Below are 10372 nucleotides of genomic sequence, written 5' to 3' on the forward strand. Positions count from 1 at the left end.
GTCATCGGTCAAGGTCAGCTCGGCCATCGGCCGCCCCATACGCGCCATGGGCACAGGCTACAGATATGAAGCGAATTTCAGGTGCAGGACACTAGGTTGTGGCCGTGCAGCGGGACGTAGGCGCCGTTCTGGCGCAGCGCGAAGTGGACGTGGGCGCCGGTGGCGCTGCCGCCGCAGGAGGTGTCCGTGCCGGTGTTGCCGAGGTAGGTGCCCTCGTCGACGGAAAGGCCGTCGGCGGCGATGTTGCCGGAGAGGTGGTAGTAGTCGGTCGCGTAGCCGCGGTCGTGCAGCACCCGGACCCAGCCCTTCCCGTTGCCGCACATGGTGTACGCGAGGCCGGCCCGGGAGGCCAGCACCCGGCCGTCGCCACCGGACAGGTCGACGGAGCTCCAGGGCGCTTCGGTGCCGCTCCAGCCGTGCGGCCCGCCGGTCATCACCCAGGCCTGACCGGTCGCGTACGGAAGCCGCATCCCGGTGCGGAAGTCGCCTCCCGCGTACGGGTGTTCGGCGCCGCGCCCGAACAGGCCGCGTTCGTGTTCGGACAGGACGGTCAGGGCGGTGGCGTCGGCAGCCAGTTCGGCGAAGGCGGGCTCGCCGTCGAAGGCGACGCGCCAGCCGCCGGAGGTGTGGCGGGCCAGGAACAGCCAGCCGTCGGGATGGGCGTCGGTCGCGGCCGGGGCTATCACCACGGAGGTGCCGAACGCCCAGTCCTCGGCGTGACGACGGGTGATGTCGACCTGGACGTCGGCCGGCGAGGGCGCGGCGGCGTGGGCGGCGGTGGCAAGGGCGAGGGCCTTGGCGGCGACGGCCGCACGGAGTCCGGCGGGGCTGTGGGCGGGCGGTCGGCCGGTGCCGGCCTCGGCGGGGGAGGTGAGCGACAGGAGCGGGAGGAGGGCGAGCAGGACGGTCAGGAGGGCTGGGGTGGAGGTGTGGCGGGTCGGCATGCCGGTCCCCTTCCACGAGGGCTGGGAGGTCAGGGGGAGCCGGCGCCGACCAGGGCGCCGGCTCCTCGACTGCGGTTTTCGGGGTCAGGGCCGGGCACCGCCGACGCAGATCATGTCGGCCACGTCGTTCGCCGGGTCCCACCAGCCGGCCGACCACTGCTCACCGGGGTTGACCGTCTTGACCGGCTCCCAGACGGTCGTCCAGTTGTACAGGACCATCGCACTGCCCGTCCGGTTCCAGGCCGAGCTGATCACGTCGCTGAAGCGCGGGTTGGTCTCGGAGAGGAGCAGACACCGGCTGCCGGTGACCTCGATGTGGATGCCGCCGCCGTCGGCGTCCACGAACCCGCAGGCGGTGTTCGCGGGGCAGTCGCTCCAGGCCGAGACGGCGGCCGAGGCGCTGCCCGCACCCGCGACGGAGACGGACACGGCCGCCGCGAGGGCCGCCGCGACGGCGGCGGCCCGGACCGAACCGCGCTTGAATCGTTCGTTCACAAGGGACTCCCAGGGATCGTGGGCTGCTTCGCCGCCCAGGCCGAATGGCTCCGGCGGTTCCCGAAGGACGCCGGACGGGAACGATGGAGTCACGGTGCGAAGTTGTCGGGAACGCGCTTCCCACAACGGTGAGACAATCCGAGACAACCGTGGGGGCACTGATGGGACGACGGGAGGTACCGCTCGACCCTGAGCGCGGGGTGGCCGAGCGGTTCGCGGCGGCTCTCCGGGCCGTGCGGATCGCAGCGGGCGAGCCCACGTACCGGCAACTGGCCAAGGCCACCCACTACTCCGCCGCGACCCTCGCCCGGGCGGCCTCCGGGAGCGCCCTGCCGACACTGGACGTGGCCCTGGCCTACGTCTCGGCGTGCGGGGTCCGCGACGCGGAACTCGCCGGGTGGCGCCGCCGCTGGGAGGCAGCCCGGCGAGAGGTGGACAGCCGGGCGGTGCGCGGTGCGCCCGCCGCGCAGGCGTCGGAACCTCGGTCAGAACTCCGCGCGGACCTCCCTGCGGATCCGCGAACCCCGGACTCCGGGGGGCACCCGGTCGCTCCGCCGGACGCCGGGTCCGGGGACTCCGCCGGCGAACCTGACGATCCCGCACCGGAGCCCCTGGCGCGGGCGGTGCCTCGCCGGCCGGCGGCGCGACCGGCCGTGACCCGCCTCCTGTTCGGGCTCTCCGCCGCCGCCAACTGCACGCTGCTCTACCTGTTCGTCGCGACCGGCTCAAGCCCCGTCGAGCCGGCGGCAAACCGGCCCCGGCCGACCGGGTACGCCCCCGCGACCGCGAAAGCGGAGGCCCAGGACGGTTCCGACCCCAAGCCGTACGGCTGCGGGGAGGACGCGATCAACCTTGACCAGGCCCCGGTCGTCCTCCCGCGGGAGGCCGTCATCGACGGCCGGCTCCAGCCCACCGGCACGGTCCTCGGTACGGTGACCCTCCGCTACTCCGCGCGCTGCCGCGGCGCCTGGTCGAGGTTCGACCCGGCCGAGCACGTCTTCTCCCAGCCGCACCAGGGCACCGTCACCACCCGCACCCAACGCACCAGCGACGGCACGTCCACCCAGCTCCACCTCGGCCACCTCGACCAGAGCTACGCCGACCTGCTGCTCACCGGGGTGGGGTGCGTCGAGGCCCAGGCCACCGTCGTGGTCGCCGACGGCACCGTCCCGGCCGAGGGCACGACCGCCTGCCTTCCCAAGCTCTGAGAGGCCGGGGTGCCGGGCGGGAGCTGGGCCAGGCGCCGCTCGGTGAGCGCGGTCACCGCCACCCGGTCGGCTTCGGATGGTTCCGGATCAGCGGCGGCGGTGCTGTCCGCGTCGGCCGCCTTGCGTGCTTCCAGAGCGACGGCGTCCGCGGTCAGCGCTCCCGACCGCAGGGCCTGCGGCGAGGCCGGCGACCAGGTGCCCGTGGGGCATGTGGCGGCCCAGCAGCAGGACCTCGATCAGCGCGCGGGTGCCGTCGCGCTCGCCGTGGGCCTTGCGGGCTGCCGCCCACCAGGCGTCACGGAGCGGGGTGAACTTGCGGTGAACTTGCGGGCGGAGCGGGCCTGATCGAGCGCGGCGGCCCCGGGCTTGCGGCCCCGGGCTTCCAGGTAGTGGTCCAGGTCGAGCCGGGTGCCGCCCGCCCTTGGCGATCAGCCGCGCGTGCCGGGCGACCTCGCCCCGGCCGTCGTGGACGACCAGCTCGGAGGCGTGCAGCATGGCCGCACGGTCCGAGTGGGTTCGACGCGCATCGGGTCGAGCGGTCGGTTGCTGCATGGGGCGTCTGGTTAGCATGCGCTGTATGACCACTATCGGCATCCGTCCCGCCGTGCGGGACGACATCGCAGCCATCGTTGCCATGCTCGCGGACGACGCATTAGGTGCTACCCGTGAGTCACCGGACGATCTGACTCCCTACTGGTCAGCCTATGAGCGACTGCAAAGCGATCCGAACCAGCTGCTGGTCGTCGCCGATCGCGACGGCGAGGTGGTCGGCACACTCCAGCTCACGATCATTCCGGGGCTGTCCCGCAAGGGCTCGATCCGCTCGATCATCGAGGGTGTACGGATCCACAGCTCCGAGCGCGGCCACGGCCTTGGCGCCCAGCTCATCGAGTGGGCCGTCGACGAGTCCCGCCGCCAGGGCTGCCAACTGGTGCAGCTCACCTCGGACTCGGCCCGCACCGACGCCCACCGCTTCTACGAGCGCTTGGGTTTCACAGGCTCGCACGTGGGCTTCAAGTTGCAGCTCTGACAGGTCCGTTCGCCATGCCGCCCGAGGGGCGGAAGACGTCGCCGTTGGGGCTGCGGATGATCACCTGCGCGTAGACGCAGCGGCCGGGCGGGAACAACGGGTCGATCGTGGAACACGGCAGGAGCATGCGGGTTGATCCGATCAGTGGTTGGGACGGGAGATGGCCACCAGCTCGATGTAGGCGCGGCGTGGCGCGAATGCAGGCCGATATCGGGGTTCAGTGGCGCGGGAGCAGGTCGATCACCCCGGCGGTCGCGAGCTGCTGATACAGGGCCTGGTGCCCGGCGTCGGTCATCCGGTGCGCGCCCGTCGGCAGCTGGCCGTCGTCGTGCGCGCACCGGACGTCGCGGGGGCCGCGCAGCGTCAGGGTGGCGGTGCCGGGAAGCAGCGCGTACTGGTGCGCGAGGGTCGCCGCCAGGGTGTAGGTGCTGCCGGGGAGTTCGGTGGTGGTCACGGCCGGGAGCGGCCGGCCGGCAGTGAGCGGGCCGTCGTCCTGGCTGGTGCGGTAGTGAACGGTATGGAGGCAACCGCCGGACAGGATTCGGGTGGTGAACGGGTAGGAGTGGCTGTGGCGGGGCCGGAACCGGCAGTCGGAGCCGGCGTTGGTGCCGAGGCTGATCTCGTAGCCCTGTCCGGCATCCTGGGCCAGGACGAGCCGGCCCGGCCTGGAGGCTTCGTAGCGGCTGGGGCTCAGGACGGTGGTGGTGACGAGGTAGGACAGGTCTCCGCGGGCGGCGGCCAGATGGCGCAGGACCTCTGCCTGGGCGTGGATCAGGGGCAGGCCGGCGCCGTGCAGGTCGGGGATGTCTTCGAGACAGGGTCCGCCGGCACGGACGGTGCCGACGAGGTGCTCGTCGGGGCGGGGGACGGTGAGGCGGTAATGGGCGGTGGCGATGGCGGCCTGATAGTCGTCCGGGCTCAGCGGAGCGGCGCCCGGGTCGGCCGGTGGAAGGCGGGTGGGGATGAGCTGCACGCTGTCCGTGGTGCCGGTGAGGCCGACGGTGGCGTCGCGGTGGAGGAGGCAGAGCTGGCCGGGGCGCAGGGTGCGCAGGTACTGCGTCCGGTTGTGGTCGACGTCGTCCTGGTCGCGGTGGAGGGACAGGTCCAGGGAGCCGGCCAGGGGGATGATCGCGGTGGGGTGGGGGGTGGGCCGTGGCGGGGTGGTGGCGGTGCCGTCCGGCAGACGCAGGTACCAGGCAGGGTGGCCGCCGCGGGGCGGGGCGAGCAGGAGCATGGTGTGGCCGGGGGCGGAGTGGGAACCGGCCGCCAGGGCGCGGGGATCGGCCTGGTCGAGCAGGCGCAGCACTCGTTCGACGGTGGGGGCGAGCCACGTGTCCGTGACCAGGCCTCTGGGGTCGGTGATGGTGGCGGCGCCAGCCAGCAGGGGCATGAGGTCGGCCAGGTCGTTGGGTGAGGGGGGCATGGGCATGTGCGTCTCCGCGTGCTCGTGCTGGTCAGCGGGCGGGCTTCGGCGGGGCGTCCGTGTTCAGCGCGGCCTGGTGCTGCACGAGGTCCGCACCGACTTCCAGCCAGGCGGCTTCCAACCGCCCACGGCTCTCCTCGTGGTCTACGAGGGAGTCCTTCAACGCGCCGAAACCCTGGTGGAGTTCGGCGGCCAGGCGCCGGGCCTCAAAGCCGCCGGCTCGGCGCCACAGGCTCTCCGCCTCGTCCAACAGCTGCTCGGCCAGGAGTTGCCCGGCCTGCGGATCGATCGAACGGCCCTGGAGACGAAGCACGCCGAACGCGGCGGTCCCGGGGCGCTTTCGGCGGCTCGCCGTGACGATGCCCTCAGCCCAGCGCTGCGCCACCTCCTCGGGGTTCGCGGGGGTGTCCGGGCGGCGGAGCCGGGGTCGTTGTCGCCGGCAGGCCGGTTGGGGGCACGGGTGGTGGCACTCCAGCTGGCCCAGTCCATAGAGCATGGCCACGGCGGCGCACGCGGAGTCCACGCCGAGCTGGCGGCAGACCTTCTGCATCTGTGCCGAGACCGCGGCGGGGGTGACACCGCGGGCCTGGGCGATCTCTCCGACGCGTAGGCCCTCGTCGGCCGGCTGCGAGAAGATCTCGGCCTGGTGGGAGGTCAGCGGGAGAGGAGGGCGGTCGGGAACGCCGAGCGGGACGAGGCCCGCCCCGATGCCGACGGCGACGAGCTGGACGGTGCTGCGGGCGCCGGTCAGCTCCCGCAGCCGCTTGCGATCCAACTCCACGGTGCCCCGTCCAACTTGGAGAAGAGCGGCTATCGCCTTGACGTCCTTGCCGATGGCCGTCAGGACCAGTTGCTTGTGCTGACATCGGGTCACGATGAGGCGACGTCCGCAGGTCGGACACGGGTCGCTGTGCACGGGGCGGACGTCGGCCGGCGCACTCGGTGGCGTGGGCGTGGGGCCCGGGGTGGACGGGGTCGGCGTGGGCGGGGGCGGGGGCATGGTGGGTCGACTCCTCACGGTCAGGGAGTTGTGGGCCGGCGGCGTTGGTTCCAAGGCCGCTCCTCGATCGGGATCGGGGAACGGCCGGGGTTCGGCTCGGCCGCGGCGAGTCGAACGGGCCGGTCCTTCTCGCGGACGCCCCCGCACGTACCCGAGTTCGCGAGGCGTGCCAACTTCGCCACTACCTCCTGCTGGCTCTGTCCCAGGACGTCCAGGCGCCCGGACAGGGCCGTCATCCTCCGGTTGGCCTCCTCGGCGCCGCGCAGCACCCTTTCGGCGCCGGTGAGGGCCGCTCTCGTCTCGGCGCGGATCGTCGCCAGGTCGGCGGCGGCGCGGCGGTCGGCGCCTTGGGCCTCGTCCCTCAGGGCCGCAGCCATCACCATCGCCTCCTCCGCCTCTGTGCGGGCGGCCCGCAGTTCCGCCACGCTGTCGTCCAGGCGGGCCATGGTCTCGGCGAGCTGTTCCCGGGCGCGGCGGTGATCGGCGCGCCAGGCGGCCGCCGTCGCGAGGTCTTCGGCCCAGCGGGCGGCCGCTTGGTGGGCGCTGTGGCGCGGGCCCGTGTGCGGTTCGCCCTGCTGGCGTGCCATCACGCAGACCAAGCGGTTGCACCAGTGGCGGCGCGACAGCTCACCCAGCCCGTACAGCATGGTGATCAGGGCCGGCAGCTGGTCCACGCCCAGCAGTTCGCGGACCTGGCGTTTGGCCTCGCGGATCGTCTCCTGGTCCAGGCCGGTGGTGGTGGCGATCTCCCGCAGGGTGAGGCCTTGGGCGAGCAGTGCGAACACCTGGACCTGTACCGGTGTCAGTCGGCCGGGCGGGCAGTCCCGGCCCAGGGCCGGGACGAGACCGGCGCGAACCCCGATCGCGGAGAGCTGCCCCAGTGTGCGGGCACCGGTGATCTGCCGCAGCCTCCTGACCGTGGCCCGGGCCCTCTCCGTGCCGGAGCCCAGGCGCCGGCCGATCTCGGGGGCGCTGTTGCCCGCGGCGGTGAGTACCAGGACGTCGAACTGCTCCCGCGTGACGACGATCCGCGCCCCGCAGGTCGGACACGGCTCACCGTGGACCACGGAGTCCCGCTCCCATGGGCCCTTGGCGTACGGCCTCACCTGACGCCCCCTGCCGTACAGGTCGGGCAGATCGGGATGTTCTCCAGGACGTCGGGAACACCGTGCAGGCGGAAGATCGCCGCCGGGGTGTGGCGGGCACCCACCCGGTGCCGGCCGTCGGCCACGTACCGGGTGATCGTGACCGGTGCCAACCGGAAGTACCAGCCGATCTCCCGAACGGTCCAGCCCAGCGCCACGTACTGGATGTAGGGCGTGAGCTGCGGCGGAAACGGCCTCCCCAGCTCCACCCGGGGCGGGAGGAGAAGCCTGGTGCGGCACGCCGTGTCGACCAGCTGCGCCCAGCTGCTCGCCGAGAGCTTCGTCCTCAACGAGTTCAGGTGCGTGCGCACCCGATGCGGGGTCATCGGGTGCGCGCCCTCGCGCTCTGGCATGGCGTTGATCTCGGCTGCGATCTGGACGGCGTCCAGATCGGTGACCAGGTGGCTCAGCACGAGAGCCTCGTGTTCGGTGACCTCCGCGATGGCGTGGCCACACCGGAGGGCCCGGGGCTCGTGGACGGCCGGCAGCAGCCGGCCGCGCTCCTTCGGGGCCGTCACTGCGGACCCCAGTTCCACGGGGCCGGGTGGGCGCCGCGCAGGCACGCGATCCGGTGGGCAGCCAGCTGGCGGGTCTGCTTGTCGAGGTGGGCGCGGCGTACCGTGCCCATCACCTCGGTGAGGACGACGATGTCGCGCACCGTCTGGTAGCCGGACCAGGCGCCGATGTCGGGGTAGCCCGGGTCCTGGCCGTCCAGCTGGTAGGAGAGGTAGGTGTCAGCGTAGGTCCGATGGTCCTCGCGCGGGCCGATGAGCAGTTCGCTACGCCAGCGGGCGGCGACCAGGTCCCACTCCCTGTGGCCGCGCCACAGCGGTCGGCGCAGCAGGAGTCCGACGTGGACTCCGTCGTCGTGGACGGGGACCATGCCGAGGGCGCCGAGGATGACGGTGTCCGGCGTCGTCCAGTCGAGGTGGTGCCACTCCTCGTGCAACTGGTCCGCGCGTTCGCGCAGGAAGCGGCGGGCGGGGCCGTCCAGCGGGGCGTGGTCCAGGCCGTCGAGGAGGCCGGCGAACGGGTTGTGCTCGCGGAGCCAGGGTGCCGTCGTGGGGTCGATGCGGTGGGTGAGGGCGGTTACCCACGCGGACAGGGAGGTGTCGTTGCTCGGCGAGCCGCACGGGTGCCAGAAGCTGACGGCCTGGCCGTCAGCGGCCGTGCTGACGTTGGTGAAGTACGGGGCGGTGACGGCAATCTGCTGCTGCCGCAGGAACCGTGCGCCCTTGATCACGGCCCAGGCCTCGTCCGCGCTCGGGTGGACGATCGCGATGGAGTTCGAGCTGGGAAGTCGCCAGAGGTAGTTCGGGCTGTCGCTGATCAGCCTGGCCCGCACGGCCCGCTGGACGTGGGTGCCGCTGGTGGCCTCGCAGGCCTGTTTCAGGGCCTCGAAGGAGGCCGCGGCGTCCGCTCGGCGGGTCGTGGTGGTGGTCTTGAGCTGGTCTCTGGTGCGCATGGCGACGCTCACGCAGTCCTCAGTACGAAGTCGGGGGGTGGGAGGTCCGGGACGGCCCTGCTCCACGGGGTCGTCCCGGACCGGCCGGCCCCGTGCCGGATGGCACGTGCCGGGCGGACGAGCGGAGTGCACTTCCCTCCGCGTCCGCTCGTCCGGTGTGCCCGTGACCCGGGAGCAGGAGCTCCCCGCCACGGGCTGCCCGCCTCTCCCCAGGGGCGGGTGGTGAGGGTGTGCGGGCCCGACCGTGTTCCGGGGTGGGCCGGGCCCGCACGCTGGGTGGTGCCGCCTGCGGGGGCGGCTCATCCCAGGACCGCGGGGCTCCGCCTCTCAAGGGGAGGCGGGGCCCCACGGGTGTCCGGGCCGGCCTCCCTGAGCGTGAGGGGCGGCCCTGAACGCGGTGAGCGTGCGCGCCCCTCTCCGGCAGGGACGGTGCTCTTCCGCCGCCTGCTCCGGAAGGGGGATCTGAGGATCCGGGCAGGCGTTCTGGAGTCCGGTGACGCCCAGGCGGGGAGGCAGTGGGCGGCACCGGAGGTATCAGGCCGGTATTCGGTCGAGCACCGCCGACCGTCCGGGCAGGAACCCGACGGCAGGCAACGGTCTGGACGCCCGCAGAGTGCTGTCCGGGCGCAGCACCGCGACCCGCAGGCCAATCAGCTCGCTGGCCGCAGCCGACGGCTGCGCGCCGGGCAGCGTGATCTCGGCCCAGACCTCCTTGCCGCCCTCGGGCAGGTCTTCGACGCCGAACCGGGCCACGACCCCGGTGATCAGCCTCAGACCGCGGCCGCAGGTCGCCTCGTCGTCCACCGCCCGGTACTCCGGTCGTCCGGACCCCGGGTCGGGCACGGACACCCGCAGCACTCCCGGGGTGTACGCCAGAGAGGCGGTCAACTTCACGCCCGGCCGGTCGCCACCGCAACCGTGCACGACGGCGTTGGTGGCGAGCTCGGAAAGCACGACCTCCACGTCGTCCCGAACGGAATCCACCTCCCGAACGTCGAGGCCCAGCGATGGCAGGACCTCCCTCGCCCAGCGGCGGAGGTCGCGGATCCGTGCCCGCTCGGCCGGGAGCTTCGTCGTGGTGGTACGTGATCTCGGCTCCATGTGGACGCCTCACTCGCTCGGGAATTGGAGCATCGGGATCAGGCCGGAGATGCGGCCTGAAGTGCCCTTGCACAAACAGCAAACCGCCGATGGTGTCCGGGAGTAAGGTGTCAGCGACCGTCCGTTGTTAAACTGGTTAATCGGCATCACCAGGGAGACCCCCATGGGGCGAACTCGCCAACCGAACGAGCGGCTGGGTCGACTCATCCGGGAAGCTGGTCGGCCGAACGAGGCCCTCGCCCGGGCCTTATGCACTGTTGCGGCCCGCCACAACGACCGGGCACGACCGAGCCGGGTATCCGTCACCCAGTGGGTCCGCCAGGGCGTCATGCCCTCCGGGAACATCCCGCTCTACCTCGCCGAGGTGCTCACCGACTGGTTGAACCGGGACATCACCCTGTCGGCGATGGGCCTTGGGGAGGATGAGCCAGACCTGCGTGATTGGGACCTGGATACGCTGAAGGCCCTAGGGCGTGTTTCAGAAGTGGATCTTGCAGTAGGAGGATCGCGCGCGGTGCGGCGCGTCTACCTTTGCTGTTGAACCACTGCGGTGCCGCTGTC

The 10372-nt window shown here is 72.5% G+C and carries 12 protein-coding genes; 3 read left to right on the plus strand and 9 right to left on the minus strand.

The window, feature by feature from the left end; all coding sequences use genetic code 11:
* Positions 1-77: 77 nt before the first annotated feature.
* Both ACZ55U_RS38235 and ACZ55U_RS38240 read right to left on the minus strand, forming a co-directional pair.
* On the minus strand, positions 78-944 hold the full coding sequence (locus ACZ55U_RS38235) for a M23 family metallopeptidase (RefSeq protein ID WP_465534118.1): 867 nt from the start codon (positions 942-944) through the stop codon (positions 78-80).
* 84 nt (positions 945-1028) lie between these two features.
* Complete coding sequence (locus tag ACZ55U_RS38240; protein ID WP_465534120.1) at positions 1029-1439, minus strand: peptidase inhibitor family I36 protein; 411 nt, start codon at positions 1437-1439, stop codon at positions 1029-1031.
* A gap of 161 nt (positions 1440-1600) precedes the next feature.
* Here ACZ55U_RS38240 and ACZ55U_RS38245 point away from each other — a divergent pair, with 161 nt between their 5' ends.
* On the plus strand, positions 1601-2647 hold the full coding sequence (locus tag ACZ55U_RS38245; protein WP_465534122.1) for a helix-turn-helix domain-containing protein: 1047 nt from the start codon (positions 1601-1603) through the stop codon (positions 2645-2647).
* A gap of 87 nt (positions 2648-2734) precedes the next feature.
* Here ACZ55U_RS38245 and ACZ55U_RS38250 read toward each other — a convergent pair whose 3' ends face one another.
* Positions 2735-3142 (minus strand): hypothetical protein, encoded by a 408-nt coding sequence (locus ACZ55U_RS38250; RefSeq protein WP_465534124.1) that lies wholly within the window; start codon positions 3140-3142, stop codon positions 2735-2737.
* An 82-nt stretch (positions 3143-3224) separates the two neighbouring features.
* Here ACZ55U_RS38250 and ACZ55U_RS38255 point away from each other — a divergent pair, with 82 nt between their 5' ends.
* Complete coding sequence (locus ACZ55U_RS38255; RefSeq protein ID WP_465534126.1) at positions 3225-3677, plus strand: GNAT family N-acetyltransferase; 453 nt, start codon at positions 3225-3227, stop codon at positions 3675-3677.
* A 217-nt stretch (positions 3678-3894) separates the two neighbouring features.
* Here the strand turns inward: ACZ55U_RS38255 and ACZ55U_RS38260 are convergent, their stop codons facing one another.
* From ACZ55U_RS38260 to ACZ55U_RS38285, 6 genes are all read right to left on the minus strand, one after another.
* Positions 3895-5106, minus strand: a complete 1212-nt coding sequence (locus ACZ55U_RS38260) for a hypothetical protein (RefSeq protein WP_465534128.1) — start codon at positions 5104-5106, stop codon at positions 3895-3897.
* Positions 5107-5131: 25 nt separating this feature from the next.
* Positions 5132-5974, minus strand: a complete 843-nt coding sequence (locus ACZ55U_RS38265; RefSeq protein WP_465534130.1) for a hypothetical protein — start codon at positions 5972-5974, stop codon at positions 5132-5134.
* A 146-nt stretch (positions 5975-6120) separates the two neighbouring features.
* Positions 6121-7206 carry a helix-turn-helix transcriptional regulator gene (locus tag ACZ55U_RS38270; protein ID WP_465534131.1) on the minus strand — a complete coding sequence of 362 codons (1086 nt, stop codon included), beginning with the start codon at positions 7204-7206 and terminating at the stop codon, positions 6121-6123.
* Positions 7203-7763, minus strand: coding sequence for a helix-turn-helix transcriptional regulator (locus ACZ55U_RS38275; RefSeq protein WP_465534136.1), 561 nt, complete (start codon positions 7761-7763; stop codon positions 7203-7205). Before ACZ55U_RS38275 ends, ACZ55U_RS38270 begins: the two co-directional genes overlap by 4 nt.
* Entirely contained in the window at positions 7760-8710 is a 951-nt protein-coding gene (locus ACZ55U_RS38280) for a hypothetical protein (RefSeq protein WP_465534138.1), read from the minus strand. The genes ACZ55U_RS38275 and ACZ55U_RS38280 overlap by 4 nt, the downstream gene beginning before the upstream one ends.
* A 534-nt stretch (positions 8711-9244) precedes the next feature.
* Entirely contained in the window at positions 9245-9811 is a 567-nt protein-coding gene (locus ACZ55U_RS38285) for an ATP-binding protein (protein ID WP_465534140.1), read from the minus strand.
* 328 nt (positions 9812-10139) lie between these two features.
* Here ACZ55U_RS38285 and ACZ55U_RS38290 point away from each other — a divergent pair, with 328 nt between their 5' ends.
* On the plus strand, positions 10140-10352 hold the full coding sequence (locus ACZ55U_RS38290; protein ID WP_465534142.1) for a hypothetical protein: 213 nt from the start codon (positions 10140-10142) through the stop codon (positions 10350-10352).
* The last annotated feature ends 20 nt before the right edge of the window (positions 10353-10372 follow it).

Source organism: Kitasatospora sp. NPDC034533 (assembly GCF_055575155.1).